This is a genomic window from Gordonia alkaliphila, from assembly GCF_023017165.1.
GTDB classification, from domain to species: domain Bacteria; phylum Actinomycetota; class Actinomycetes; order Mycobacteriales; family Mycobacteriaceae; genus Gordonia; species Gordonia alkaliphila.
Genome location: NZ_JALKBW010000001.1, coordinates 2,192,427 through 2,219,309, shown reverse-complemented (window position 1 = coordinate 2,219,309; position 26,883 = coordinate 2,192,427). Strand labels below are relative to the sequence as shown.

28 protein-coding genes and 1 tRNA gene are annotated in these 26,883 nt (G+C 68.8%); 10 read left to right on the top strand and 19 right to left on the bottom strand.

The window, feature by feature from the left end; all coding sequences use genetic code 11:
- Positions 1 to 486: 486 nt before the first annotated feature.
- Positions 487 to 813, top strand: a complete 327-nt coding sequence (locus MUG78_RS10050) for a hypothetical protein (protein ID WP_246994419.1) — start codon at positions 487 to 489, stop codon at positions 811 to 813.
- A gap of 106 nt (positions 814 to 919) precedes the next feature.
- On the opposite strand, the gene MUG78_RS10045 is transcribed toward MUG78_RS10050, so the two are convergent.
- From MUG78_RS10045 to MUG78_RS09980, 14 genes are all read right to left on the bottom strand, one after another.
- Complete coding sequence (locus MUG78_RS10045) at positions 920 to 1,201, bottom strand: hypothetical protein (RefSeq protein WP_246994417.1); 282 nt, start codon at positions 1,199 to 1,201, stop codon at positions 920 to 922.
- 36 nt (positions 1,202 to 1,237) lie between these two features.
- Positions 1,238 to 1,309, bottom strand: a tRNA-Gln gene (locus MUG78_RS10040).
- Positions 1,310 to 1,349: 40 nt separating this feature from the next.
- Positions 1,350 to 2,039: a GntR family transcriptional regulator gene (locus tag MUG78_RS10035; RefSeq protein ID WP_246994415.1), complete on the bottom strand. Its 690-nt coding sequence runs from the start codon at positions 2,037 to 2,039 to the stop codon at positions 1,350 to 1,352.
- 50 nt (positions 2,040 to 2,089) lie between these two features.
- A complete protein-coding gene (locus MUG78_RS10030; RefSeq protein ID WP_246994413.1) occupies positions 2,090 to 2,941 on the bottom strand; it encodes an oxygenase MpaB family protein in 852 nt (283 codons plus the stop codon).
- Between the two features lie 17 nt (positions 2,942 to 2,958).
- Positions 2,959 to 3,906, bottom strand: a complete 948-nt coding sequence (locus MUG78_RS10025; protein WP_246994411.1) for an oxygenase MpaB family protein — start codon at positions 3,904 to 3,906, stop codon at positions 2,959 to 2,961.
- A gap of 10 nt (positions 3,907 to 3,916) precedes the next feature.
- Positions 3,917 to 4,519, bottom strand: coding sequence for an Rv1363c family protein (locus MUG78_RS10020; RefSeq protein WP_246994404.1), 603 nt, complete (start codon positions 4,517 to 4,519; stop codon positions 3,917 to 3,919).
- Positions 4,509 to 5,738 (bottom strand): MlaD family protein, encoded by a 1,230-nt coding sequence (locus tag MUG78_RS10015; RefSeq protein WP_246994402.1) that lies wholly within the window; start codon positions 5,736 to 5,738, stop codon positions 4,509 to 4,511. Before MUG78_RS10015 ends, MUG78_RS10020 begins: the two co-directional genes overlap by 11 nt.
- Complete coding sequence (locus MUG78_RS10010; protein WP_246994400.1) at positions 5,735 to 6,955, bottom strand: MCE family protein; 1,221 nt, start codon at positions 6,953 to 6,955, stop codon at positions 5,735 to 5,737. The genes MUG78_RS10015 and MUG78_RS10010 overlap by 4 nt, the downstream gene beginning before the upstream one ends.
- Positions 6,952 to 8,103: an MCE family protein gene (locus tag MUG78_RS10005; RefSeq protein ID WP_246994393.1), complete on the bottom strand. Its 1,152-nt coding sequence runs from the start codon at positions 8,101 to 8,103 to the stop codon at positions 6,952 to 6,954. Before MUG78_RS10005 ends, MUG78_RS10010 begins: the two co-directional genes overlap by 4 nt.
- Positions 8,103 to 9,146: an MlaD family protein gene (locus tag MUG78_RS10000; RefSeq protein ID WP_246994391.1), complete on the bottom strand. Its 1,044-nt coding sequence runs from the start codon at positions 9,144 to 9,146 to the stop codon at positions 8,103 to 8,105. The genes MUG78_RS10005 and MUG78_RS10000 overlap by 1 nt, the downstream gene beginning before the upstream one ends.
- Positions 9,147 to 9,155: 9 nt before the next feature.
- Complete coding sequence (locus MUG78_RS09995) at positions 9,156 to 10,175, bottom strand: MlaD family protein (RefSeq protein ID WP_246994389.1); 1,020 nt, start codon at positions 10,173 to 10,175, stop codon at positions 9,156 to 9,158.
- Positions 10,172 to 11,476, bottom strand: a complete 1,305-nt coding sequence (locus MUG78_RS09990) for an MCE family protein (RefSeq protein WP_246994387.1) — start codon at positions 11,474 to 11,476, stop codon at positions 10,172 to 10,174. Before MUG78_RS09990 ends, MUG78_RS09995 begins: the two co-directional genes overlap by 4 nt.
- A gap of 2 nt (positions 11,477 to 11,478) precedes the next feature.
- Entirely contained in the window at positions 11,479 to 12,339 is an 861-nt protein-coding gene (locus MUG78_RS09985; RefSeq protein ID WP_246994385.1) for an MlaE family ABC transporter permease, read from the bottom strand.
- The gene (locus MUG78_RS09980; RefSeq protein ID WP_246994383.1) at positions 12,339 to 13,148 is read right to left on the bottom strand and encodes an MlaE family ABC transporter permease; all 810 of its coding nucleotides are present in this window, start codon (positions 13,146 to 13,148) and stop codon (positions 12,339 to 12,341) included. The genes MUG78_RS09985 and MUG78_RS09980 overlap by 1 nt, the downstream gene beginning before the upstream one ends.
- Before the next feature lie 227 nt (positions 13,149 to 13,375).
- Here MUG78_RS09980 and MUG78_RS09975 point away from each other — a divergent pair, with 227 nt between their 5' ends.
- Positions 13,376 to 14,029: a hypothetical protein gene (locus tag MUG78_RS09975; protein ID WP_246994381.1), complete on the top strand. Its 654-nt coding sequence runs from the start codon at positions 13,376 to 13,378 to the stop codon at positions 14,027 to 14,029.
- 9 nt (positions 14,030 to 14,038) lie between these two features.
- Here MUG78_RS09975 and MUG78_RS09970 read toward each other — a convergent pair whose 3' ends face one another.
- The gene (locus MUG78_RS09970) at positions 14,039 to 14,722 is read right to left on the bottom strand and encodes a TetR/AcrR family transcriptional regulator (RefSeq protein WP_246994379.1); all 684 of its coding nucleotides are present in this window, start codon (positions 14,720 to 14,722) and stop codon (positions 14,039 to 14,041) included.
- Positions 14,723 to 14,729: 7 nt separating this feature from the next.
- Positions 14,730 to 15,485, bottom strand: coding sequence for an SDR family oxidoreductase (locus MUG78_RS09965; RefSeq protein WP_246994377.1), 756 nt, complete (start codon positions 15,483 to 15,485; stop codon positions 14,730 to 14,732).
- Between the two features lie 90 nt (positions 15,486 to 15,575).
- Here MUG78_RS09965 and glmU point away from each other — a divergent pair, with 90 nt between their 5' ends.
- The 3 genes from glmU to arsC are packed head-to-tail and all read left to right on the top strand — an operon-like array spanning position 15,576 to position 18,402.
- Positions 15,576 to 17,078, top strand: a complete 1,503-nt coding sequence (glmU, locus tag MUG78_RS09960) for a bifunctional UDP-N-acetylglucosamine diphosphorylase/glucosamine-1-phosphate N-acetyltransferase GlmU (RefSeq protein WP_246994375.1) — start codon at positions 15,576 to 15,578, stop codon at positions 17,076 to 17,078.
- On the top strand, positions 17,075 to 18,052 hold the full coding sequence (locus tag MUG78_RS09955; protein WP_246994373.1) for a ribose-phosphate diphosphokinase: 978 nt from the start codon (positions 17,075 to 17,077) through the stop codon (positions 18,050 to 18,052). The genes glmU and MUG78_RS09955 overlap by 4 nt, the downstream gene beginning before the upstream one ends.
- Positions 18,053 to 18,060: 8 nt before the next feature.
- Positions 18,061 to 18,402 carry an arsenate reductase (glutaredoxin) gene (gene arsC, locus MUG78_RS09950; RefSeq protein WP_246994371.1) on the top strand — a complete coding sequence of 114 codons (342 nt, stop codon included), beginning with the start codon at positions 18,061 to 18,063 and terminating at the stop codon, positions 18,400 to 18,402.
- Between the two features lie 27 nt (positions 18,403 to 18,429).
- Here arsC and MUG78_RS09945 read toward each other — a convergent pair whose 3' ends face one another.
- Entirely contained in the window at positions 18,430 to 18,888 is a 459-nt protein-coding gene (locus MUG78_RS09945) for a limonene-1,2-epoxide hydrolase family protein (protein ID WP_246994369.1), read from the bottom strand.
- Between the two features lie 157 nt (positions 18,889 to 19,045).
- Between MUG78_RS09945 and MUG78_RS09940 the strand changes: the two genes are divergently transcribed.
- From MUG78_RS09940 to MUG78_RS09920, 5 genes are all read left to right on the top strand, one after another.
- On the top strand, positions 19,046 to 19,663 hold the full coding sequence (locus MUG78_RS09940) for a 50S ribosomal protein L25/general stress protein Ctc (RefSeq protein ID WP_246994367.1): 618 nt from the start codon (positions 19,046 to 19,048) through the stop codon (positions 19,661 to 19,663).
- Between the two features lie 8 nt (positions 19,664 to 19,671).
- On the top strand, positions 19,672 to 20,232 hold the full coding sequence (pth, locus tag MUG78_RS09935) for an aminoacyl-tRNA hydrolase (protein WP_281500166.1): 561 nt from the start codon (positions 19,672 to 19,674) through the stop codon (positions 20,230 to 20,232).
- A 59-nt stretch (positions 20,233 to 20,291) separates the two neighbouring features.
- Complete coding sequence (locus MUG78_RS09930) at positions 20,292 to 21,653, top strand: GH1 family beta-glucosidase (RefSeq protein ID WP_246994365.1); 1,362 nt, start codon at positions 20,292 to 20,294, stop codon at positions 21,651 to 21,653.
- On the top strand, positions 21,650 to 22,888 hold the full coding sequence (locus tag MUG78_RS09925; protein WP_246994363.1) for an MFS transporter: 1,239 nt from the start codon (positions 21,650 to 21,652) through the stop codon (positions 22,886 to 22,888). Before MUG78_RS09930 ends, MUG78_RS09925 begins: the two co-directional genes overlap by 4 nt.
- 113 nt (positions 22,889 to 23,001) lie before the next feature.
- Entirely contained in the window at positions 23,002 to 24,120 is a 1,119-nt protein-coding gene (locus MUG78_RS09920) for a beta-ketoacyl-ACP synthase III (protein WP_246994361.1), read from the top strand.
- A 54-nt stretch (positions 24,121 to 24,174) separates the two neighbouring features.
- On the opposite strand, the gene MUG78_RS09915 is transcribed toward MUG78_RS09920, so the two are convergent.
- Both MUG78_RS09915 and glsA read right to left on the bottom strand, forming a co-directional pair.
- Positions 24,175 to 25,809 (bottom strand): MFS transporter, encoded by a 1,635-nt coding sequence (locus MUG78_RS09915; protein WP_246994359.1) that lies wholly within the window; start codon positions 25,807 to 25,809, stop codon positions 24,175 to 24,177.
- A complete protein-coding gene (glsA, locus tag MUG78_RS09910; RefSeq protein ID WP_246994357.1) occupies positions 25,806 to 26,855 on the bottom strand; it encodes a glutaminase A in 1,050 nt (349 codons plus the stop codon). The genes MUG78_RS09915 and glsA overlap by 4 nt, the downstream gene beginning before the upstream one ends.
- Positions 26,856 to 26,883: the final 28 nt, after the last annotated feature.

Sequence of the window (26,883 nt, the reverse complement as noted above, 5' to 3'; positions counted from 1 at the left end):
TCGAGTTCTCAAAAAACACACACCCACCAACACCACACAACAACTTTCGCTGTGCGAACTTCAATGAGCAGAGCCTGTTGTCCGTCTCGCGGGCAACTGTTCCAGACTACATCCGGAACCCGTCCCGGTCAACTCGCTGTGGTCAGCCTCACCAGGAGGCCGGCACCAGACTTCCTGACCGGCAGGATCACTACTGTAAACAATCTTGATCCTGTTTGTCAACCTGCGATTCCGAATTTCTGGAAGAAACTTGGTCGCTGACGACTTGGACTAAGTTACACAGGGCCGAACGGGAACACAACTCGGCTGGTCAGAGGCAGAAACGGGTAGCGTCGTGGCATGCAGACCAGGCAGCCCCGTCGCGGGCGACTTCTTCGAGCCCTCGTTTCCGGTGCTGTAGGGACCGCCGTTGTAGCGGGCGCGACCGCGTGCGGCGACTACCCCAACAACAGGAGCGGTCCGGGCACCGGAGCGAAGGCGGCACAGGTGACCGTCGAAGACTTCGTGTCGTCGTACAACGAAGCCGGCCTCGGCGACGCCGTGGAACGGACGGTATGCACGGAAGCTCAAGCGGACTTCGCCGGCAAGCAGTCGTTGGATGGTTCGCCTTACACCGCCGGGTCGATGACTCAGACACAGCCGGCTTCGGTGAACGGGGACTCGGGACGGGCCGCCGTTCAGGTGGCCAGCGCGCAAGCGACGACGCAGTCGTACGAAGTAGCCCTGGAGCGGGACCGAAGCCAGGGCTGGTGCATCACCGGGCTGACGGCCAAGGACACCGCGCCGGGGCAGAGCTCGTCACCCGCTCAGTAGTGCGAGGGCGCGCCGAGCGCTTCGCGACCCTGTTGCCGCGCCGCGCTCGGGGCTCGGACCGCGACCCGGGATCAGGGTCGCGACACGCCAGGCCGGCGGGCAGGGGTCAGTAGTAGAGGTTCGGCGCGGGGCTGCAGTTGGCCGGGAAGACGGCCGCCGTGCCACGGGGCGGAACGATGGCGATCGACGGGTAGACGATGCCGTTGGGGCAGCGGTACTGACCGAAGCCGATGCCGATCACGTCGCCGCGGTTCTTGCAGATCGCACCGGTGCACGTGATCTGCGGTCCGGCGGCGGCCTCGCCGGCGGCGAGCGTCGTCGCCCCGAGCAGACCGGAGCCCACCACACCCGCGGTGGCCAGGATCGTCGCGATTCGTCGCATGCTCATTCGGTTTCCCCCCGTAGTTTCCCCTGCATACCGTTGCTCCGCCGCCAGGACTCGAACCTGAAATGCCTGAACCAAAATCAGGAGTGTTGCCGATTACACCACGGCGGATCAATGCGGGTTCGATTGTGCCACAGCGTCCGCCGAGCGCTCACGCAGAGGCCGAGTGGTCGGCGCCCTCCCAGAAACCGATCCCTTCCAGGCTCCGGACCAGGCGTTCTCGGGCGTCGACGAACCGGCAGTGGATCTCCGCACGGATGGCGTCGACATCGCCGTCGGCGAGGTGCGTGATCAGTCGACGGTGGCTCGCCACCGCCTGCTCACCCCACTCCACATCGCTCGTATACAGACCGTGCGGCGTGTACCGCGTCGCGGCGGACAGGAACCAGGCGAGCTTCTTACTGCCGCCGGCGAGATTCACGCGGCGATGGAACTCGTACTCGTGCTCACCGACGCGTAGAGCGTCCCCGGCACGGACGCTGCGCTCGAGGTCGTCGACGATCGCGGTCAGCGCGGTGAGTTCGCCGGCCAACGTCGCGCTGCGCGCCGCGTGCGTCGCCAGGCGCGCGGACAGTTCGGCCTGCATCCAGAAGATGTCCTCGATGTCGGCCCGACCGAGTTCGTCGACGATGAAACCGCGGTGCGGCGACGAACGCACCAGTCCTTCTCCACGCAGCGTCACCAGCGCCTCGCGCACCGGCGTGACGCTGCAGCCGAACTCGGCGGCGGCTTCGTCGAGCCGAATGAACTCCCCCGGCCGGACTTCGCCGGTGATGATCCGGGTTCGCAACCGATCGGCCACCTCGTCGGTCAGCTGGGTTCGCCGCACCGGTGCACTCACGCGTCCTCCTTGGTTCGGGATCGTCGTCGTTCGATCGCTTTGACCTCCGTTTAGGCCAAGGTCTGGTGCTCGCGCAGCCGTTCCGCGGAACGACGACGCTGCTTGCGGCCGTTGCGGCGCCGCCACACGCCAGGCCACCACGCCATCCGTCGCCGCCAGCGTCGCACCCGCTTGTCGAAGAGCTGCTGGTGCTCCTGCGACCACTCGACGCCGTAGACCTCCCGCACCTGCGGTCCGGCCGCACCCCACGTCAGCAGCCGGACCGTCGGTGCCATCCGCACGTAGCGGAACGGCAGCGAATAGGTGGAGAAGACCTGCGCGGCAACGTCGCCGGGCAGGAGCCGTTCGGGCGCGTCGCGCGAGTCCGAGCGCGGCAGCCGTGCCGGGAAGGTCCGCTCCCCCGCCTCGATGTACCGCAGGAAGGCGGCGTAGTCCTGCGGCCACTCGTCCACCGTCATCTGCAGCAATCCTCCGACCCGCTCGAAGTCGACGACCAGCTGGTCGAGGACGTCGTCGTCGATGTCGGAGATCATCAGCCGGTAGGCGTCGATCAGGCTGTGCAACCAGGTGGCCGCCACCCAGCCCTGATTGGCCGAATCGAAGGCGGGGCGACGCGGTCCGTCGACGTCGTGATCGACCGGCTGCCGCACCGACGCATGGATGCGGTTCACCTCGCGGATCAGCAGCCGCACCGACTCGTCGTCGTCGGAGGCCACCAGCCGCAGATACTCGATGGTGGCCCGCCACCGGTGCGCGCCGCGGTTGCCGTAGGCGCCGCTCTCCACCTCGGTCGGGGCGATCGCCGGATGGGCCAGCTGCATCAGCGCCGCGCGCGGCCAGAGCAGATAGCTGACCGGCTCGTCGAGCATTCGCTGCAGGGTCGGTCGCGACTTCGTGGACATCCCGGTCCCCTCGCGACTCAGATCATGTCCCGGCTGTGCTTCATGCGCCGCTGCAGATCCTTCATCAGCACGCGGCTGCCGCCGAAGCGGATCGAACGCGGCAGGAACTTGTTGACGATCGAGACGAACGTGAACAGGTGCTCGAAGCGGCGTCGATCGTCGTCGGTCCATTCCAGACCCAGCTGCGCGTGGAACAGCGGCGGCAGGGACCCGATGGTGAGGAACCGCAGCAGGTTCACGAAGGGCAGCCGGATCAACGGGTTGATCATCTTCAGATCGACGAGGTCGTTGAGGAACTCGCACGTGGTGTCGTCGATGACGATGCGCTGGCAGGCGGTGTTCCAATAGTGATCGAACTCGGCGCGGGTGGCCGGCCACATGTCCTCGGGCACCTGCAGCGTGGTGCCGAGCGTCTTGGCCGACTGATAGAAGCCCTCGGCCTCCTCCTCGTCCATCAACCCGTGCAGCAGCTGGTGGCTGTCCTCGATACCGACGAACAGGCAGGCCGCGACCCACAACTGCAGCTCGCGGTTGAAGGCGTTGTACTTCACCGGGCTCCGCTCGTCGGACTTCACGTGCCGGTGCGCGGAGTTCACCGCCTCGCGGAACGCCGTCTTCTCCTCCTCGGAACCGAGGATCGCGACCGCCAGATACTGCGTGGTGGTGCGCGCCCGCTTCCACGGGTGCTTCATCAGCGCGCCCGACTCCACCTTGGACTCCATCACCCCGTAGGCCACTTCCGGCCAGCCGAGCTGCATCACGACGTTGGCCGCGGCGCCCGAGAACGACCAGAAGTCGAGCGCCTCCTGCACCACGGCGGGCTTGCGCAGGCTGGTGACCCGGCGCTTACGCGTGGTGATGGTGATGCGGGTGTCCGCGGTCCGCAGTTCCGGCCGCTCCACGTCGATGTTCGGCAGGTACTTCATCGCGTACTTGCTGCCGGTTCGGTTCTCCAGGTTCGTCATCTCAGTGCTCCTACACCGTCTGAACGTCGTCGACGAGCCACGTGCCGTCGACCTTCTTGAGCTTCACGACCATGCGGTACGGCTGGCTGCGGCCGTCCGGGGCGACGACGTTCTTGGCCGTCTGATCGACGAACAGCAGCACCGTCGCCTGATCGCCCTCCAGCGAGGCCACCGCCGAATGCGTCACCTCGGCGGTCGCCTCGCCCTGACCGTTCGCGACGATCTCGGTGAGTGCGGCCACCATCTCGCCGTACTTCTTGCCGAAGTCCGGCGTGGACATCGCGGTGATCGACGCCCGGTTCTTGTCCAGGTCGCGGTAGTCGAAGCTGGACAGCTTCACCGCGTAGTCGTTGGCGACGGCCAGTACCGCCGCATCCGACGACGCACCGGACTTCGTCGAGGCGTCATCGGCGAAGAATCGGAAGCCGAAGAAGCCGGCCGCGGCGAGCAGCGCGGCGATCGCGACGCCGGCGGCCACCATCTGCCACGACACCCGAGCCGAGCGCACCGGCGCGACCCGGCGGGGCTTCGCCGCGGCGGATTCCCCTGCTGCAGATTCTTCGGCGAGGGTGTCGTCGTCGAGTTCGGGCTTGTCGATGGTTTCAGTTGCCATTTCGTGCTCTTTCCAGGAGTTCGGACCACATCTGCATGAGTTCGGTGCCGTTGGGGACCAACAGCGGATCAGTGACGGCCGGCGGACCGGACGCCCCGCCGGGCGACTTCCAGTTCTGCGTGCCCAGCCCGTTCGGCCGCGGCGCATTGACCGAGCCGCGCTGGCCGAGGCCGTCGCCGGGCGGGCAGTAGCGCGTCAGGTTCGGCTGCGACGGTGAGAGGTCGCCGATGGCGCGCCGCGGCTCGTCGTAGAACAGGCACACCGGGCCCTGCGTGCCGATCAACGCGAAGTCGGCCCGGTTGTTCTTGACGATGGACCGCAGATCCAACAGGCCCTGCGGGATGGTGCGCAGACCGGTGGCCAGCGCCGGCGTGCGATCAGAGATGATCGGCTCGACGGTCGCCAGATTCGCCAGCACACCGCCGAAGGTGCCGCGGTACTCGTCGAACAGCGCCGTCGCCTTGGCCAACCCTTCGGGCGACTGATCGAGCAGGTAGACGAATACCGGCTGCGACGCATCGAGCTGATCGGTGAAGCTCGCCACCGACCGCATGCCGGTCTCGAAACTCGCGCGCGTGTCGTCCATGGCGCCGAGCACGTCGAGCCAGTCGCCCATCAGCGACTTCAGCATCGGCGCGTTGCGGCGCACCACCTTCGCCAGGGCCGCGCCGTTGGTGATGAGCTTGGCGAGCGACTCCTGGTCGCCGCCGAAGGCCTGCGCCAGCTCGGTGCTGACGGTGGCGACCGAACCGGTGCGGAACGTGGCCAGCACCTTCGCGGCCTCGCCGATCAGCTCGTCCATCTGCATCGGCTGCTTCTCGGCGGGGGCGACGATCGCGGCACCGTCCTGCAGGTACACACCGTTGTCGCGGCCGGTCACGATGTCGACGCTCTGAATGCCGGCCATCGACGCCATCGTGACCTGCAGGAACGAGTCGCTCGGGATGCGCGTGTCACCGCGCACCACCAGCTGCACGTCGGCGCCGCGGCCGTCGGTGCGCAGCTGCACCTCCGACACCGTGCCGACGTCGACGCCGCGCACGGTGACCCCGGTGCCCGGCGTGAGGCCGAAGGCGTCGTCCATCTGCGCGTGCAGCCGCAGCTTGTCGCCGAATCCTTCCGGCCCGGCGATGTAGTCGATCCCGAACGGGATGACGAGCGCCGAGATCACCACGAAGAGCAGAAACTGGAACGTGCCCGTGGGAAACCGATCCCTCATCGCGATCCCTCCTTGGTCGTCGGAGCACTGGACTTCTCGGGCGCCTTGCTCGCCGTGGGGTCCGCCTTCTTCGGGGCAGTCTTCTTCTTCGGCGCTGAACTCTTCGGCGCTGAACTCTTCGGGGCTGAACTCTTCGGGGCTGAACTCTTCGGGGCACCCAGACCGCCGGACAGCAGGTCGGCGAGTTCACCGGGCGTCGGCAGCGGCTGCCCGGACAGCAGCAGGCCGCCGGTGAGGATCTTGTCGATACCGCCCGGGATGTCCAGCGCGCCGTCGAAGACGAGGTAGTCGCCGCGGATCGCGCGCGACATGTTCGCCATGAACGAGTTCATCTGCCCGAGCGTCGCTCCCACCTCGCCGTTGACGCTCGCGAGCGCGTCCACCAGCTTCTGTGCGTCCGGCACCAACTGGTTGAGGTCGGCGCGACGACCCTGCGTGATGGTGTCGAGGTTCGCGGCCAGGCCGCTGGTGAGGCTCATCAGCCCAGCGATCTGATCTCGTTGGCGGGCAAGGACATTGACCGCCGCGGGCGTCTGCTCGAGGAACTCGGCGACCTTGCTCTCCTGCGCGGCCAGCAGACTGGTCACGTCCGCGGCCGCCTGCATCGCCGCGTTGAAGTCGGCCGTGTAGGTCGACGACCTGCTGAGCAGCCGGTTCAAGGTGTCGATCAGGTCGCCGACCTTGTCCGAGCGGGTCGCGAAGGCCTCGTTCAGGCTCTGCATCACCGACTGGATCTGCCCCACACCGCTACCGGTGACGAGGTTGCCCAGTGCCGCGAGCGTGCTCTCCACCTGCGGCCCCAGCGACGTCTCGGAGACGTCGATGCGCGAGCCCGCCGTCAGCCGTCCTTCGGGCTGATCCGGTTCGGTGAGCCGGATGAACGGCGTGCCCAGCGCGGACGGGAGTTCCACGGCGGCCTGCACATTCGCCGGCAACGACGTGTCGCCGTCGAGGCTCAGCGTCAGGCGCGCCTGGCCGTCGACCAGGGCGATGTCGGTGACGCGACCGACGATCTGCTGGCCGCTGCGCACGTCGGCGCCGCTGACCACCCCGTCGGCGGTGCGCAGGTCCGCGGTCACCGGGAAGGTCTCGGCGACACCGGCCACCGGCAGGTCCTGCAGCCCGTAGGCGCAGCCGCTCACCGTTACCGCAGAAAGGGTGGCGGCCAGACTCACCGCCACCAGGCGGCCCCGCTTCGCTGTCCGACGTGCAATCATCGCGGACCCTCCTTCGGCGGCAGCTGTCCACCGGTCACCGCCGACACGATCCCGAGCGGATCGGAGGCGGAGATCGGGAACGAGATCGGATTGGTGAGGCCGGCCCCGATGCAGATCGGCATGGGGAAGCGGTCGCACAGCGGCTTGAGCGTCTTGAACTGGGTGAGCGTGGTGGACACGTTGAGGCGGATCCGCCCGCGCCGATCCGGCCCGATGGTGCCCGACAGGTTCTGCATCATCAGCGGCGCCAGGTCCATGAACTCGGCCAGGCCGGACTGGTTGGCCACCAACACCCGACCGAGCTCCTCCAGGTTGGCCGCCACCGTGCCGACCTGGTCGCCGTGCTGCAGAACGAAGGCGTTGATCTGGTCGAAGACCACGCGCAGGTCGGCGATCGGCGTCGCGATGTCCTGATCGGTCCCCGCCCACTGCGTCGACAGTTCGCCCATCGAGGAGATCAGCCCGTCCAACGAGACCTGCTTGGCGTGGAACGACGCCATCAGTCGGTTGAGTCCGGTGATCAGGCCTTCCACGTCCTCGCTGCGGGCACCGACGATGCCGCTGGCCGAGGCCAACTGGTCGAGGGCCTGCTGAAATTCCGGTCCGCGGCCGTCCCACGACTGCGCGGTTTTGGACACCAGGGTGCCCAGGTCCGTGGTGTCCGGTCCCTCCCCGGGACCGAGGATGTCGGTGAGAGCGCCGAGGCTGCCGAGCAGCTGGTCGAACCCGATCGGCGCGTGCGTCCGGCTCAGCGGAATGGTCGCGCCGTCGGCCAGCGTCGGGCCGCCGGTGTACGCCGGGCCCAACTCGAGGTGTCGCTCACTGATCACCGACGGGTTCAGCACGTAGGCGGAGACGTCGGCAGGCAGGTCGACGGCACCGTCGACGGTCATCGTGACCCGCACGTGGTCGCCGCGCGCCGACAACTCGTCGATCCGGCCCACCGGCACCCCGAGGACGGTCACCTTGGAACCGGTGAACAACCCGTTCACGAAGGAGAAGTCGGCGTGCACGGTGCGCACGTCGGGCTTGCGCACCAGAACGAACCAGCCGCCCACCACCAGGGTGGTGACCACCAGCAGGGCCAGGAAGATCCGGCCGCCGTAGCGCTTGCGCTGCCGCACTTCGCGGACTTGACGGAAAGCCATCAGCGGCACCCCGTCATCACGCCGAGCACGCACAGCATGCCGTCCGGAATCACGGCCGACGGCGAGGACACGTCAGCCCAGTTGCCGTTGCCCGTCGCGTCGGTGATGGTCCGCATCGCCGGCGGCAGCTTCTTGAGGAGCTGGTCGATCTGGTCGACATTGCTCTTGAGCGTGCCCGTCACCGCGGCCACATTCGTCACCAGTTCTCCCATCGGAACGGTCGGGAAGGTCTCGGCCATGGTGGAGAGCACCAGGCGCAGGTTGTCGACGAGGCGCGTCAGGACCACCTTGCGGACCACAAGCGTCTGCACGATCGCCTGCGTGCTGCCCATCGCGTTCGACAGCGAATCTGCTTGGCTCGCAGTCACATCCGCCAGCCGCTTGGCCACTCGGAGCAGCTGATCGAGTTGGGCGCCGGTGCCGGAGACGGCCAGGGCCGCCCCGCCGACCCCGTCCATCGCGCCGGACAGCTCATCGGAGTCGGGAACCAGAGCCCGCAGCGTGGTCATCATGGAGCGCACCACCTGCGGATCCACTTCCGCCGACGAGTCGACCGCATCGGACGAGATGTCGTCGAGCGTGTACGGAGAGTCGGTGCGCGACAACGGAATCGTGTTGTTCTCCCCGACCTGGCCGGAGCCGGCGGGGATCACCTCGAAGTACCGCTTGCCCAGGACGGTGCGCAGTCGCACCGTCGCCCGAGTCTGGTCGCCGAGCGGCTGAACGTTGTCGAGCCGGAAGCCGACCCGCACGCGGTCGCCGGCCAGCTCGATGGATTCGATGCGCCCGGCCGGGACGCCCGCCACCAGCACCGGATCAGACGTGATGAGCCCTCCCGCATTGGCCAGTTCGGCCGAGTACGGCGAGGTCTTCACGTGGTAGGAGATCCGCGGGATGCCGATGGCCACCAGCACCAGGACCACCAGCGTGAGGATGCCTGCGGTGCCGAGCACCGCGGGCGACGCGCCCTGCCCGCGCTTGTCGGACTTGAAGACGAACTCCAGGATGCCGACGAAGACGTCGATGAGTCGAACCAGAAACATGCCCCGCCCCTACCTGCACACCGGCGAATGCAGCGGGCCGAAGATGTTGGCCTCCAGATCGAAACCCTTGAGGGTGAAGTTGCAGAGGTACAGCATCATGAAGCCCCCGTAGCGTCCGCTGTGGTTGATTCGGTCGGCGAGCACCGGCATCCGAGCTAGGAAGGTGTCGAACTGCTGGGTCTGCGGGATCCACGCGCCGGTGACGTCACGCAGCCCGCTCAGCGAGTCGGCGAACGACGACCCGGCCGTCGTCATCATCTGCGCGAGCGACCCGAGTGCCCGGTCGCCGGAGTCCAGCAGCCGGGTCAGCTCTCCGTCGTCGCCGACGATGGCCGAGGTCAGCTGCCCGAGGCCGGCGAACAGCTCGGTGAGCTGCCCGCTGCGCGCATCGGCGCTGCCCATCAACGTGTTCAGGTTGGTGACGAGCTGGGCGAACACAGTGGCGTTGTCGGACAGGTTCGCGCCCATGTTGCCGATCTGCCGCAGCAGCAGATCCACCGATTTGGTGCGACCGGCGAACGTGTCGACGAAGCCCTGGGCCAGGTCGTTCACCTGGTCGGGTTCGAGCGAGGCGAACAACGGCTCGAAGCCGTTCATCAGCGCCGTGAGATTCACCGGCGCACTGGTCGCGGCGACCGACACGCGGTTGCCCTCGCGGGCCGGCGCATCCGGTCCCGCATCCGACAGCGCGATGTAGCGCGCGCCGAGCATGTCGCCGTACCGCACCGCGGCGTGCACCCGTTCGGGTACCGGGTGCGCGGCTTCGATCTGGACCGACACCCGCGCCAGCGCCTTGCCTCCGGACTGCGGATCGAGGCTCACCTCGGAGACCCGGCCGATGCGCACCCCGGACATCTTGACCGGATTACCCTCCACCAGCCCCTCGGCGTCGGTGAACATCAGCACGTAGGTGTCGGCCGCACCGCGCACCGGAACCCGCAGGGTGTTGACGGTCAGCGTCGCGGCGATGATGCCGACGAGGATGAAGACGAACGCCTTGGTCACCGTCAGGTACGAGACCTTGGTCATGACAGTTCCACCTGGTTCCCGCGGACCATCGGCCCGAGCATGAGCACCGTGGCAGCGTTCGGCGTGCCGGATGCCGAGGCGGGCGCCACCGCCGACTGGATACGGCCCATCGCGGCAGACTCCGCCTTTCCGTCGATCACTTCGGGCCCGGTGTACGCGGCCGGCGTGTTCCGCGGCTTCCGCTGCAGCACAGTCGAATTGCCCTCCCCCGGTGCACGCACCGCACCGCGCCCGTTCGGCGAGCCGGTGCCGAAGCACTGGGCGCCGCGCAGGCTCCCGTACGTCGGGCAGTCGGCCCCGGTGTACGGCATCGGCTCGGAGAAGGTCGGTACCGCGGTGATGTTGAACCGCCCGGTGGCGAACAGGATGGTCCCGGCCGCGCCGAACTTGCCGGCCTCGGTGATCGTGGTGCTGATCCCGGACGGCTGCTCGGCGACGGTGGCCAGGATCTTGCCGGTGGCGTCGAGGACCGTGATCAGATTCTTCCGCTCGGCGGCAATGAATTCTCCTGTCGCACTGACGAATCCGAGCGCGCTGGTGAAGAACGCGGCCAGCTCGTCGTCGTGCTCGACGATCCCGCGCGAGATGTTGGTGACCGAGTTCAGAGTCTCGATGACGTCGGGTGTCGCGCGGCGCAGCGACTCGGCGACGCGCCGGAACTCCGGGGTGGCGTCGAGGAAACGGTGCACCGTCGACTCCAACTCCTGCGAGGCCGCCCACCAGTCGTCGATCATCACGCCGAGTTCCTGGCCGCGACCGCCGACGGCCCGATTGACCGCCGCCAACGCCACGTTCACCTGGTCCGGCTCCACCTCGGCGATCAGGTCGGACAGTTTGGTGAAGATGTCATAGAGGTTCACCGCATCCGGCCCGTCGTCGACGGCCAGCTCAGCACCCGGGGTGAGCGACTTCCCCTGCTGCACAAGCGCTCCCGGCCGCTGAACCAGCTGCAGGTAGATGTCGCCGAAGAAGGTGCGCGGCAGCACGCGGATCACCACGGTGGCCGGAATCAGATCGAGTGCGCCCTCGTCGATGGTCAACCCGATGCGCGAGGAGTCCGCCCCCGCGTCGATCGAGGTGATCTCCCCGACCTTCACGCCGTGGTACCGCACCGGCGCGCCGGTCTGGATCAGTCCGGCGGACACCGGAATCTCCGCGTACACCTTGGGATCGGAGGAGAGGACACCCGTGCTCCGGGCGACCATCCAGACCGAAAAGGCGAGGATGAGGAGGCCCGCGATCAAGGCGCGCACCATATAGGCCCAGCGGGAGACCGGCTGGCCCGGCAGCATCACCGTCATGGCTACAACCCCAATCCCGGGATCTGCGGGACCAGACCCCACAGACCGAAGGTGAAGATCACGTCGAAGATGCCGATCGCGAGAATCGAGGTCCGCAGCGCCCGGCCGGCGGCCTGGCCCACGCCCTCGGGACCACCGGAGGCGAAGTAGCCGTAGGAGCAGTGCACGAGGGTCACGATCGCCGCGAAGACCACGGCCTTGATCGCCGAATAGAGCAGGTCGGTGGGCGTCAGTGCCAGGTGGAAGTAGTAGTCGTAGGTGCCCGGCGATTCCCCGTTGAACCACACCACCACCAGGCGGGTGGCGATGTAGCTGGCCAGCAGGCCGATCATGTAGATCGGCAGCACGCAGACCATCGCGGCGATCATCCGGGTGGTCGCCAGGAACGGCACCGACCGGATCGCCATCACGTCCAGCGCCGCGATCTCGTCGGAGATCCGCATGGCGCCGATCTGCGCGGTGAAACCGGTGCCGACCTTGGCGGCCAGGGCGATCGCGACCACGACGGGAGCCAGCTCACGCGTGTTGGCGATGGCCGCGAGCATGCCCGACAGCGAGGTCATGCCGACCAGCTGGAGGCCGCGGTAGGTCTCGACGCCGAGCATCATGGCCGCGGCGAGCGACATGGCCAGCACGATGCCCATCGTGCCGCCGCCGGACAGCAGCGACCGGGTGCCGAAGGTCATCTCGGCGATCTGCCGGACGACGTGCTTGCGGTAGTGGATCAGCGTGTACGGCACCGCGGCGATGGCCCGGAGGATGAAGGTGACGTATTCGCCGAACCGCACCACTCCGTCGGCCACCGGCACGACGCGGCGCCGGTAGCCGTCCCGGATCCGGTAGCTGACGTCGACGGACACCATCAGTACGCCCCCACGGCCGGAACCATCACCGAGTACAGCTCGGAGAGCACGGTGTTGAAGATGAAGACCAGCGCGAAGGCGATGACGACGGCCTCGTTGACCGCGTCGGCCACCCCGCTGGGGCCGCCGCGCGCATGCAGGCCCTTGAAGCAGGCGACGAGGGTGGCCAGCAGGGCGAACATCGTCGCCTTCACCAGCGCCATGACGAAGTCGCTGGTGCGGCCGTATTGACTGAACGTCGCCATGAAGGCGCCGGCCGGCAGGTGCTGGACGTACAGGTGATAGGCGTAGCAGGCGCCGACGCCGACGACGGTGATCAGCGAGCACAGCACCAGCGAGACGATCATCGCGGCGGCGATCCGCGGCGCCACCAGCCGCTCGATCACGTTGACACCCATCACCTCCAGGGCGTCGATCTCCTCGCGGATCTTGCGCGAGCCGAGGTCGGTGCAGATGGCCGAACCCGCGACGCCGGCCATCATCAGCGCGCACACCAGGGCCGCGGCCTGACCGACGATGACGAAGGCGACGACCGCGCCCGAGTAGCCGCCGGCGCCGATCCGCCCCGCGAGCTCCCCGACCGAGACCGCGATGAAGACGCCGACCGGGATCATCAGCAGCAGCGACGGGCCCGTGCTGACCCGGCCGATGAAGACCGTCTGATTGAGGGTCTCGCGCAGGGAGAGGCGAAACCGGAGAACCGCGACGACCAGCGCACCGATCGCCTGCAATGCGAACCCGAGGGTGTGACCGGCCTCAACGGCCAGATCACGCACCGGCCCTTTGGCTGCGGGCAGTTCGAACGTCATCTTGACCCCCATCGAGCTGACGACCCAGTGATCGCGGATCGGTGGCATCGAATGTCGCGGTTCCCCGACCTCACATGGCCGATGTTACAGCCACGCGAGAAACGTAACATACATCAAATATGAAATGCGACACTTTTTCCGAAAGAGTTTCATCCAGTGACTTCCGGACGCGATCCAGATCGCCGAACGGCGGCGTTTCCCGACGTCAGCGGGCGTATCGTCCGTTCATGGGAACGCCGAGAAACCGCCGAACCGCTCTGACCACCCTGGCCCTGGCCGCCGTCCTCGGCGCCGCCATCGGCTGTTCCAGCGAATCCCCGCCGGCCGCGCCCGCCCCGAGCGCAACTCCCGCGACGCCGGCCATCGCGAAGGTCAACCCGGCCTGCGGCACGCCCGAGGCGCCGCTGCTGAAGATCGACGTCCCGGAGGGACTGCCGGAGGTCCAGGTGCCGCTCCCGGAAGGGTGGACTACCGGCGGTCCGACGTCGGACAATCCCCCGAAGTCGCTGCGCGCGGTGCTGCACGATCCCGGGACGACCGGGACGCGCGTACAGGTCCTGATCGGTGAGGCCGCGCCGAACTACGACTTCGAAGCCACCATCACGTCACTGCAGAACTACTACGCCCAGAAGGGGACGCCGATCAGCGACGAATCCCGCGGCAAGACCTGCGGGATGGACATGTTCGCCTTCACCGTCTCGGAGACCACCGGCGCCACCGCACTCCAGACCAGCCAGCACACCGTCGTGCTGCCCGCGGCCGCGAACGGAAACGTCCCGAGCGTGACCCTGTCCATGGATGCGCCCACACCCGTCTCCGCCACCGCACGCGCGGCCTTCGACGTCATGCTGACCGGCCTGCAGATCACCCCCGCCGGCTGACCGCCCCGGCTACGACAGCCGCAGCATCGGCAGGATGAACTCCTCGGCCAGCGCGACCAGCGCCGGCTCGTCGTCGAGCGCGATCAGATCGCTGCGCGAGGTGAGGAACGAGCCCGTGATGCGGACGATCAAGTCGGCCGCCAGCCGGGTGGACACCTCCGGCAAGATGTTGCCGGCCTCCTGTTCCCGGGCGATCTGCATGGCGACGAAGTCCCGGACCTGAAACATGGTGCGCGAATCGCCGCCGCCGACCAGACCCGGCACCATCGCCGGCTCCAACTCCAGCAACCGGGTGATCAACGGATTCTGGCCGATGGTGCACAGCGAGGTGACGAAGCCGGCCACCACCCGGTCGGCCACCGTCTCCGCCGTCCGCATCTCGTCGATGAACTGCCCGAAGTACCGCTGGAACTCCCGCAGCATCACCGCGTCGACCAGCGCGTCCTTGCTGTCGAACTTGCGGTAGATGGTGATGCGCGCGGTGCCCGCCCGACGCGCCACCTCTTCCATCGACGTCCGGGCGATCCCCGTCTCGCAGAACTGCTCGTACGCCGCGTCGAGCAGCTTGATCCGCGTCTTGTCCTCCCGCGGGGCCCGAACCGCGGGCCCGTCGGACGCCGCACGCAGGGCGCGTTCGATGAGCGTGCCCTGCTCGGCCTCGTTCGGGTCGCCCCGGAAAGAACCTCGGGTCACCGGGGAATCAGGCCTTCGGGCCGCCGGCGACGTACAGCACCTGGCCGCTGACGTACCTGGCGCGCTCGTCGGCGAAGAAGGAGACCGCGTTCGCGATGTCGTCGGGCTGGCCGGCCAGCTTCACCGCGGTGTCGTCCGCGCAGGCCTTGAGGAAGTCGTCGAACGGCACACCGATCCGCTCGGCGGTCGCGCGGGTCATGTCGGTCTCGATGAACCCCGGGGCGATGGCATTGGCGGTGACACCGAACTTGCCCAGTTCCAGGGCGAGCGTCTTGGTGAAGCCCTGCATGCCGGCCTTGGCCGCCGAGTAGTTGGCCTGCCCGCGATTGCCCAGCGCCGACGTGCTCGACAGGTTCACGATGCGGCCCCAGCCGGCCTCGATCATGTGCCGCTGGCATGCCCGGCTCATCAGGAAGGCCCCGCGCAGGTGCACGGCCATCACCGTGTCCCAGTCCGAGACGCTCATCTTGAACAGCAGGTTGTCGCGCAGCACGCCCGCATTGTTCACCAGCACCGTCGGCGCACCCAGCTCGGCGACGACACTGTCGACCGCCGCGGCCACGTCGTCCTCGCTGGACACGTCCGCACCGACGGCGACGGCCTTGCCACCGGCGGCGGTGATCTCCCCGACGACGCCCGCGCAGGCGCCGGCGTCCAGGTCGAGAACCGCGACGGCCAGGCCGTCGTCGGCGAGACGGCGGGCGACGGCGGCACCGATACCGCGGGCCGCACCGGTGACAATGGCTACTTTCTGCGTGCTCATGCCGGGAACCGTACCTCGGTTGCGTAGGATTTCTCCCGCAGCTTCACATTGCGGCGCCGCCGACGAGCGCCGCACACCCGGAGGACCTGGATGACCGGACAGCCCAGCGGCGCGTACGAGCCCGACAGCGCGTACGACGAACAGCTCGCCGTGATCGTGCTGGCCGCCGGCGCGGGCACCCGGATGAAGTCCAAGACCCCCAAGATCCTGCACCGGATCGCCGGGCGCTCCCTGGTCCACCATGCGCTGGCCGCCGCCCACGAGGTGGCACCCGCGCACGTCATCCCGGTCGTCAGCCACGAGCGCGAGAAGGTCACCGCCGAGATCGAGCGGGTGGCCGCTCCCCTCGGCGACACGCTGAAGGTCGCCGTCCAGGACCGGCCGCTGGGCACCGGCGACGCCGCCCGCGCGGGCCTGACCGGCCTGCCCGACGACTTCACCGGCACCGTGCTGATCACCGTGGCCGATGCGCCGCTGCTCGACGGCGACACCCTGCGCGCCCTGATCGCTACGCACACCGCGCAGCCGGCCGCCGCCGTGACGCTGACCAGTTTCACCGTCGCCGACCCGGCCGGCTACGGGCGCATCGAGCGCACCGACGGCGAGGTCACCGCGATCGTCGAGCACAAGGACGCCACCGCGGTGCAACTGCTGATCGACGAGGTGAACGCCGGCATCTACGCCTTCGATGCCGCGGTCCTGCGCGAGGCGCTGCGCGGCCTGTCGACCGACAACGCCCAGGGCGAGTTCTACCTGACCGACGTGGTGCAAATCGCCCGCGAGGCCGGCCGGGTGGTGCGCGCCCACATCGTCGACGATCCGGCCGTCGTCGCCGGCTGCAACGACCGCGCCCAGCTGGCCGAGCTCGCCGCCGAGCTGAACCGGCGCATCGTGCGCCGCCACCAGCTGGCCGGCGTGAACATCGTCGATCCGGCCACCACCTGGATCGATGTCGACGTGACCATCGGCCGGGACGCCGTCATCGAACCCGGCACCCAGCTGCGCGGGCGCACCGAAATCGGCGACGACGCCGTCGTCGGTCCGGACACCACGCTCACCGACGTGACGATCGGCGCCGGCGCGCAGGTGGTCCGCACCCACGGCAGCGAGGCCGTCGTCGGCGCCGGCGCGACCGTCGGTCCGTTCGCCTTCCTGCGCCCGGGCACCCGGCTCGGCAAGGCCGGCAAGATCGGCGCCTACGTCGAGACCAAGAACGCGCAGATCGGCACCGGCACCAAGATCCCGCACCTGACCTATGTGGGCGACGCGGAGATCGGCGAGTACACCAACATCGGCGCCTCCAGCGTCTTCGTCAACTACGACGGCGAGAAGAAGCACCGCACCGTGATCGGCTCGCACTGCCGCACCGGCTCGGACAACATGTTCGTCGCCCCGGTCACCCTCGGCGACGGCGTCTACACCGGCGCCGGCACCGTCGTGCGTCAGGACGTTCCGTCCGGGGCGCTCGCGGTCTCGGCCGGACCGCAGCGCATCATCGAAGACTGGGTTCTCACCAAACGACCCACCAGCGCCGCCGCACAGGCGGCGCAAGCAGCCCGAGAATCGGCATCCCAGGAGGAGAGCAGCTCATGAAGTGGACCACTGACGCGCGGAAGAACCTGATGCTCTTCTCCGGCCGGGCGCACCCCGAACTGGCCGCCGCGGTGGCCGAGGAACTCGGCGTCACCATCACCCCGCAGACCGCGCGCGACTTCGCCAACGGCGAGATCTTCGTCCGCTTCGAGGAGTCGGTCCGCGGCAGCGACGCCTTCGTCCTGCAGGGCATGCCCTACCCCACCAACCAGTGGATCATGGAGATGCTCATCATGATCGACGCCCTCAAGCGCGGCTCGGCCAAGCGCATCACCGCGGTGCTGCCCTTCTACCCGTACGCCCGCCAGGACAAGAAGCACCGCGGCCGCGAGCCCATCTCGGCCCGTCTCGTCGCCGATCTGCTCAAGACCGCCGGCGCCGACCGCATCATCACCGTCGATCTGCACACCGATCAGATCCAGGGCTTCTTCGACGGCCCCGTCGACCACATGCACGCGCAGGGCCAGCTGGCCGAGTACGTCCGGGAGAACTACGGCACCGACAACATCTGCGTCGTCTCCCCCGACGCCGGCCGCGTCAAGGTCGGCGAGAAGTGGGCCGACGCCCTCGACGGCGCGCCCATGGCCTTCGTGCACAAGACCCGCGATCCCGACGTCGCCAATCAGATCGTGGCCAACCGCGTCGTGGGCGACGTGGCCGGCAAGACCTGCGTGCTGATCGACGACATGATCGACACCGGCGGCACCATCGCCGGCGCGGTGAAGGTCCTCAAGGAGGCCGGCGCCGGCGATGTCATCATCGCCACCACGCACGGCGTCTTCTCCGACCCGGCCACCGAGCGGCTGTCGTCGTGCGGCGCCAAGGAGGTCATCGCCACCGACACCCTGCCGATCGGCCCGGACAAGCAGTTCGCCAACCTGACCGTCCTGTCGATCGCCCCGCTGCTGGCGCAGACCATCCGCGAGGTCTTCGAGAACGGCTCGGTCACCAGCCTGTTCGACGGCAACGCCTGAGGCCGGTCATGGACGCGACGATCTACCACAATCCGCGCTGCTCCACCTCGCGCAAGACGCTCGACAAGCTGCGCGAGGCGGGCCTCGAGCCGACGGTGATCAAGTATCTGGATGCCGGGTGGACGCGCGAACAGCTCCAGCAGCTGTTCGCTGACGCCGGACTCACCCCGCGCGAGGCGGTCCGCAAGCGCGAGGCGCTCTACGCCGAGCTCAACCTCGGCGCGGCCACCGACGACGAGATCCTCGACGCGATGGTGCACCACCCGATCCTGGTGGAGCGGCCGATCGTGGTGACCGACAAGGGCACCCGGCTGGCCCGGCCCATCCAGAACGTCGACGAGATCCTGTAGGCGCCCGCCGAACCCGGCTCGCGCCGCTCAGGCCGTGCGGGCCGGCAGCGCGCTGACCGGCTTGCGCAGCGGTCGGCGCAGCGCGGGAATCGCCAGCGCGGCCACGCCGCGCGCGAAGGCCCGGGCGCAGTTCCAGAAGTCGAAGTAGTCGCGCCACACGACGATCACGCCGTCGCGCACCTCGTTGCGGCCGCACACCCAGAAGGTCATCCGCACCGGTCCGATGCGCAGCTCGTCGATGCGCTCGGTCAGCACGACGCCGTCGTCGTCGGCGCTGATCGCCAGGATCTCGGCGTCGAAGCCGACGCGGTCGCCGTTGAGCGCGCGCATCGCCCGGCCGAAGGCGGCCTTGCCGCGCACGCTCGGCAGGCCGACGTTCTGATAGAGGATCTGCTCGTCGACGACGGCCAGCGCCTGCTCGACACGGCCCGAAGCCAGGTTCGCGAAGAAGTCCGTGACCAGGTCAGCGGGTTTCTGGGAGGTCATCGCCCCATGATAGAGTGATCGCCGTTGTCTCGGCGAGGGTGGCCTGTCCACCGTGATCGGCGCGACCAGAAGTTTCGTCCCCGACTCGGGTGATGGGTGTCTTCCGGCCGTCGTCTGCCGCGAAAACCATCGATCAACGAGTAATGAGGAGACGTTCATGTCGACGCAGACCGCGAAGCTGCAGACCACCACCCGCACCGACACCGGCAAGGGTGCCGCCCGCCGCGCCCGCCGCGAGGGCCAGGTGCCGGCCGTACTATACGGCCACGGCAGCGATCCCAAGCACCTGCTGCTCCCGAACCTGGAGCTCGCCGCCATCCTGCGCGCCAGCGGCGTCAACGCCATCATCGACCTGGACATCGACGGCGAGAGCCAGCTGGCACTGACCCGCCAGGTCGACGTCCACCCGATCAAGAACTACATCCAGCACGTCGACCTGCTGATCGTCCGCCGCGGCGAGAAGGTCATCGTCGAGGTCCCGCTGGTGATCGAGGGCGAGACCGGCCCGGCCGGCGGCCTGGTGGTCCAGGACGCCTCGGTCATCGAGATCGAGGCCGAGGCCCTGCACATCCCCGAGCACATCGTCGTCTCGATCGAGGGCCTGGAGCCGGTCAGCAACGTCCACGCCGGCGATCTGGAGCTGCCCGCGGGCGTCACCCTCGTCTCGCCGGCCGACCTGCTGGTCACCTCGGTGAACGAGGAGAAGAAGTCCGCTGAGCCCGCCGAGGGCGAAGGCGCCGACGCCGAGGCTCCCGCCGCGGAGGCTGCGGAGTAATTCCCGCACTGATCGTCGGACTGGGCAATCCCGGTCCCGCTTACGAGAAGACCAGGCACAACATCGGCGCGATGGTCGCCGACGGCCTGGTCTTCTCGTACGGCGAGAAGTACACCGTGCACCGCAAGTCCGGTGCCGAGCTGGCCACCGTGCGAATCGGCGGCGAGCCGGTGCTCGTGGCGAAGGCCCGAACCTACATGAACACCACGGGCCGCCAGATCGGCCCGCTGGCGAAGTACCACGGCATCGCGCCCGAGGACGTGATCGTGCTGCACGACGAGCTCGACATCGACTTCGGTCAGGTGCGGCTCAAGCGCGGCGGCGGCGAGGGCGGGCACAACGGCCTGCGGTCGCTGACCGCGGCGCTCGGCTCGCGCGACTACCTGCGCGTCCGCCTGGGCATCGGGCGCCCGCCCGGCCGGCAGGATCCCGCCGACTTCGTGCTCAAGCCGTTCCCGTCGGCCGATCGCGCCGAGGTGGACCTGCTGATCCGCAACGGCATCGACGCCACCGAGTTGCTGCTCGGGCAGGGCCTGGAGGCCGCGCAGAACACCGTGCATGCATGGTGACCCCAGTTCTGGGACGGGATCTGACAAGAACTTGTTCTAGTCTGCGCTAGCCTGACTGCGTGTCACACGCTGAACCACTCCCCCTCGACGAGCTGCGCAGGCTGCGCTTCTCCGCCGCGACCGCCGCCTTCCAGATCGAAGGCGCCCGCTCCGCAGACGGCCGCGGCGCCAGCATCTGGGACGACTTCGTCGAGGAGCCCGGCCGCGTCTCCGACGGCTCCGTCGCCGAACCCGGCCCCGACAGCTACCACCGCTGGGCCGAAGACGTCGCCCTGGCCGCCGGTCTCGGCCTGGACCGGTACCGCTTCTCCCTCTCCTGGGTGCGGGTGCAACCCGACGGGCGCGGCGCGGCGCAGCCCGCCGGCCTGGACTACTATTCGCGCCTGGTGGACGACCTGCTGGCCGCCGGCGTCACCCCGTTCCCCACGCTCTACCACTGGGACCTTCCGGTCGGTCTCGAAGCCGACGGCGGCTGGCTGAACCGCGACACCGCGGCCCGGTTCGCCGACTACGCGGCGCTGGTGGCCGACCGGCTCGGCGACCGGGTAAAGCACTGGTACACCCTCAACGAGCCGGCCATGACCACCCTGCAGGGCTATGCGACCGGCGCCCTGGCGCCGGGGAAGTTCCTGCTCTTCGACGCGCTGCCCACCGTGCACCACCAGCTGCTGGCCCACGGGCTGGCCGCGCCCGTGCTGCGCGCCGCCGGCGCCGAGGCCGTCGGCGTGGCCAACAACCACACCTTCGTCCTCACCGCGGGCGACTCGGCCGCCGACCGCGTCGCCGCCGATGCCTACGACATCCTGCACAACCGGATCTTCGCCGACCCGCTGCTGCTGGGCGCCTACCCCGATCTCAGCGCCTTCGGCGGCTACGAGATGCCGGTGCACGACGGCGACCTGGAGCTGATCTCGGCGCAGCAGGACTTCTACGCGATCAACTTCTACAACCCGACCACCATCGGCGCGGCCGCGCCGGACAGCCCGATTCCGTTCGACATGCTGCCCACGCCGGGCGTGCCGGTCACCGGCTTCGGCGAGGAGTGGCCGATCATGCCGTCCGCGCTCACCGATCTGCTCGTCGACTTCACCCGCCGCTACGGCGCCGCCCTGCCGCCGCTGATCGTCAGCGAGAACGGGGCCTCGTTCCCCGAACCGGACACCGCGGGCCGGGTGACGGACACCGAGCGCATCGCCTACCTCGACGGGCACCTGCGCGCCGTCGCCGCGGCGATGGCGGCCGGCGCCGATGTGCACGAGTACACCGTGTGGTCGCTGCTGGACAACTTCGAATGGGCCGACGGCTACACCCAGCGCTTCGGCCTGACGCATGTCGACTTCGCCACCGGCACCCGCACCCCGAAGGCCTCGTACGACTGGTACGCCGGGGTCATCGCCGCCGCCGCGGAGGCCCGCGCATGAGGGCGCGCGTCGGACGCGGCTGGCTGCTGCTGTTCACCCTGGCATGGCTCACCATCTGGATGGTGCAGCTGACGCCCCTGCAGCTGCTGCTGCCGCTGCAGCTGGACGATCAGCTGTCCGCGGGCGGGGATCACTGGGTGCGCGGCGTCGTCTTCTCCGGCCTGATCCTGGGCATCGGCGGTATCGCCGGCGTGATCGCCGGGCCGCTGGCCGGTGCACTCTCGGACCGCACGGGCGGACGTCGCCGGCGCCCCTGGGCCGTCGGAGGCTCGCTGCTGACCGCGGTGTGCCTGGTCCTCACCGGCTTCGCGCACACACCGCTGCTCGTCGGCGCCGCCTGGATCGGGGTCTCGGTGGGCGTAGCGGTCGCCTCGGCCGCCTACACCGCGCTGATCGCCGATCAACTGCCGGCCGATCAGCGCGGCGCGGCCTCGGCCGCCGTCGGCTCGTCGCAGGCCGCGGGCATCGTGGTCGGTGTCGGCGTGGTGGTGACCCTGGGCCTGACGGTGCTGGCCGGCTATCTATTCCTGGCGGTGCTGATCGCCGTGGTCGGCGCGGGTGCGGCTCTGCTGCTCCCCGACCCGGTCAGCGAGCGGCAGAGCCGCGCCGCGCAGCGCGAGCACGATGCGCTGCGCTCACTGCGCGACCCCGACTTCGCCTGGATGCTCGTCGGCCGCTTCGTGGCCAACGTCGGCAACGCGCTGGGGACGTCGTTGTTCCTGTTCTTCCTGCTCTACGGGCTGCACCAGGAGAAGACCGCGGCCGAGGACAATCTGTTGCTGCTGGTGGTGGTGTACACGGTCTTCGTGGTGATCGCGTCCGTCGCCGGTGGCCTCTACTCCGACCGCACCGGCCGCCGGCGCAGCCCGACCGTCGTCGCGGCCATGGTCCAGGCGCTCTCCGGCTTGGTGATCTGCCTGCACCCCACCTTCACCACGACGCTGGTCGGCGCGGCGCTGATGGGCATCGGCTACGGCATCTTCTCCACGACGGGTCTGGCCTTCGCGACCGATCTGCTGCCGCACGAGGAGGACCACGGCCGCGACCTGGGCGTGGTGAACGTCGCCGCGTCCCTGGGCCAGCTGATCGGGCCGATGCTCGGTGCCGGCCTGGTGGCCGCGGTCGGCGGCTTCTGGCTGCTGTTCGCGATGGCCGCCGTGCTGTCGGTGCTGGGCGGTCTGCTCACCCTGCGCGCCCGCGAGAAGACCGTGATCGTCGAGACCCCGGTGACCTAGGGACCTAGGCCTCCCGCGGCGCGATTCGGCGGGTCATTACTATTTCACAACGAGACTCATCATCAGGACGACGTGACACCTGCGCCGGTCCACCAAGAGAACAGGACTGCTCAGTGGCAAAACTGGTCACCACCCAGGGCCATCCGAACGTGTCGATGCTCGGCATCGGCGCCTACCGGCCGGCCCGGCTCGTCACCAACGAGGAACTCTGCAAGGTGCTCGACTCCTCGGACGAGTGGATCTTCGAGCGCAGCGGCATCCACGCACGCCGATGGATCAGCGGTGACGAGGACATGCGGCTGATCGCGACCAAGGCCGCCGAGCGCGCCATCGAGAACTCCGGGATCGACCGCGAAAAGATCGACCTGCTGGTCTTCGGCAGCAGCAGCTGGCCGTCGAACACCCCGCACGGCGCCCCGATCATCGCCGCCGACATCGGCCTCAACGGCATCGCCGCGTTCGACGTCTCGGCCGGCTGCGGCGGCTTCGGCTATGCGCTCGGCACCGCCGTGGATGCGATCCGCGCCGGCAGCGCCACCTACGCGGTGGTGATCGGCGCCGAGACCATGTCGGTGGGCCTGGATCCGACCGACCGCAGCACCGGCTTCATCTTCGGCGACGGCGCCGGCGCCGTGGTGGTCGGCCCGACCGAGGAGAACGGCATCTCGCCGATCGTCGCCGGCAGCGACGGCGAGAACGCCGAAGCCATCGCCCAGAACATCAATACCGTCGACTTCATGGCGCGGGCCGTGGAATACCAGGGCAAGGATCCCGAGACCGATCCTGTCGGCCGCATGGTGATCTACATGGAGGGCCCGCGCGTCTTCCGCTGGGCCGCGGTCACCCTGCCCAAGGCGCTCACCGCGCTGCTCACCGAGTCCGGCGCGAGCGTCGACGACATCGACGTCTTCATCCCGCACCAGGCCAACGCCCGGATCAACGATCTGATGAAGAAGAATCTCGGCTTCCCCGAGGATCTGCCGATGGCCAACGACATCGAGCAGACCGGCAACACCTCGGCCGGTTCCATCCCGCTGGCGATGGAGGAGATGCTCGCGACCGGCAAGGCCAAGGGCGGCGACACCGCGCTGCTGCTCGGCTTCGGCGCCGGGTTGAGCTACGCCGGCGCCGTCGTCACCCTGCCGCCGGCCCCGAAGGTCTCCAGCTTCGACACCCTGGCCGACCAGCCGGTCGGCCCGCTGGCCGCGCATCTGGCCATGATCGACGACTGAGCCCCGCTCCCGCCGCAGACCTCGGCCGGTGCCGAGGCCTCGGCGGGTGCCGCGTCAGACCTCGTCGCTGACGGCGTCGCGGTCCAGGTCGTCGGCCCGGTCGTCGTCCGGCCGGTAGTCCGGCAGGCGCCGCGCCGGGATCATCGCGATCAGCGAGATCCCGGCGAGGATCCAGAATCCGTAGCGCAGGGTGCGCAGGCGCGCATCCTCGTTGAGGGCGACGGCGGCGTCGACCTGTTCGGGCGTCGCATCGGTCTGCGCCAGCACCGCCCGCAGGTCGTCGGTGGTGGTGAAGTTGACGTTGTCCAGGTCTACCTGCGCCGCCAGCGAGGCGGGCAGTTCCGGATGGTCGTCGACCGCAGCGAGCACGCCGAAACTCAGGATCTGCACCAGCAGGGCACCCATCACCGCGGTACCGATGGCCGAGGCCAGATTCTGCGTGGCCCCGCGAATGGAGCCGACATCGCCGGCCAGCCGCTTGGGCGCCGAGGTCACCAGAACGTTGAACACCAGGGTCACCAGGGCGCCCTGGCCGATACCGAAGACGATGAGGCCGAGGATCGTCGGGATCGACTCCCAGTTGTTGTTCACCACGAAGGCCAGCCACACCAGGGCGACGGTGGTGAGCACGAACGAGAAGACGCCGATCTGCCGCGGCGTGAACCGGCGGTAGACGCGGACCACCAGCGTCGCGGTGACGAACACCGTCAGGTTGAACGGGATCATCGCCACGGCGGTGTCGAACGGCGTGCGGCCCTGCACGATCTGCGTGTACACCGGGATGGTGAAGTTGACCGCCGCCTCCATCGCGACGATGACGAACATCGCGTAGACCGCGGAGCGTTCGCGCGGGCTGTGCAGGATCGACAGGTCCACCAGCGGCACCCGGCCGATGGCCATCCGGCGACGCGTCCAGCTGAAGAAGGCCTGCCCGAAGACGATGCCGAGCACCACCATCATCGGGGCCGGTGAGAGACCGGCGAGCGAGAACGGCGCCCCCGGATCGGCGAACAGCACGCCCCAGTTGTTGAGATTGTTGAAGCCGAGGGTCAGCAGCACCACCGCGATACCGATGAGCAGGGCGGCGACGACGTCGATCTCGATTCCCGGGTCGCCCGGCTCGGACCGCAGGGTGAAGCTCAGGGCGAAGACCAGCGCGGCGATGGCCAGCACGATGACGAAGACCGGCCGCCAGCCGACCCAGGTGCCCAGCGCGCCGCCGATGAAGAACGCCGTGAAGCCGGAGATCGCCCGCGCCGAACCGAGCGAGCCGATCGCCGTCGCCTGCTGATCCCCGGAGTAGTTCTGGGCGATGAGCGCCACCAGCGAGGGCACGATGATGGCGGCCGCGGCGCCGGCCAGCGCCTGGCCGCCGATCACCCAGCCCACCGACGGCGAGAGGATCATCATCAGCGACGAGACGGCGAAGACCACCAGCACGACGCGGAAGATCAGCAGCCAGCCGATCCGCTGGCCGAGTTTGGCGCCCACCATGACCAGCGCCGCCACGGCCAGGCCGTAGACGACGATGGTGGTGCTGGCGGTGGTGACCGGGACGTCGAAGGTCTCGGAGATCCCGCCCAGCGACACCGGCAGCGAGGCGACGTTGAACGACATCAGCACCTGCGCGAAGAACAGGCCGATCATCGGTAGCCAAGACTTACCGTCCACCCGGGAATCCTCGGTCATGCTGTCTCCTGTTCGGTGGCGGCCCGGGGTGCCGGGTCGGCGGTGGTCTGCAGCGCCGGGCCGGCGGGCTCGGACGCGAAGAGGTTGAGGCCGAGGGTGCGCGAGAGATACTTGATCGCGCGCTGACCGCGGACGCTGTTGCCGGCCGGGTCGAGCCGCGGCGCGAAGGTGCCGATCCCGCCCTTGCCGGGCGCCACGGCGAGGATGCCGCCGGCCACTCCGGACTTGGCCGGGATCCCGATCTCGAAGAGCCATTGCCCGGAGCGCTCGTACATGCCCGTGGCGGCCAGGACCGCCAAGGTGTCGCGGCACGACTCCTCGCTGACCACTCGGCGGCCGGTCACCGGGTTCACGCCGCCGTCGGCCAGGGTGGCGCCCATGATCGCCAGGTCCTGCGCGGTGACCCGCAGCGCGCACTGGCGGGTGTAGACGTCGACCACCTCGAGCGGGTCGCCCTCGATGCGCCCGTAGCTCTCCAACAGCTGGGCGATCGCCCGGTTCCGCGAGTTCGTCTGCATCTCCGAGTGGTAGACCTCGCCGTCGAGCACCAGCTGGCGCCCGGCGAACTCGGACAGCACGGTGCGCACCGTCTCCCACTGTTCGGCGGCGGTGGCTCCCGGAACCAGCGCGGTGGTCGCCATCGCGCCGGCATTCACCATCGGATTCATCGGATTGCCCGCGTTGAGCTCGATCGCCATCACCGAGTTGAAGGCCAGACCGGTGTTGTCGACGCCGATCCGCTCGCTCACCAGCCGGTGACCGAGTTCCTGCGAGACGTGCGCGTACACCAGCGCCTTGGAGATGGACTGGATGGAGAATTCGACCTCGACATCGCCCGCGCTGTGCCGGCCGCCCGCGGTGTCGGCGACCGCGATGCCGAACAGCTCGGGATCGACGCGGCCGAGGATCGGGATGTAGTCGGCGACGGCGCCCTCGGTGTCTGCGGCGTACCGCCGATGCGCGGCGAGCACCTCGGCGTCCACCTGATCCCAGCCCGGCAGAGTGCCGGTCGAAACCTGTTGTGGCGCGGCGATTTCTGTACGCACTGTGCAACCTTAACATGGCATGAGACAT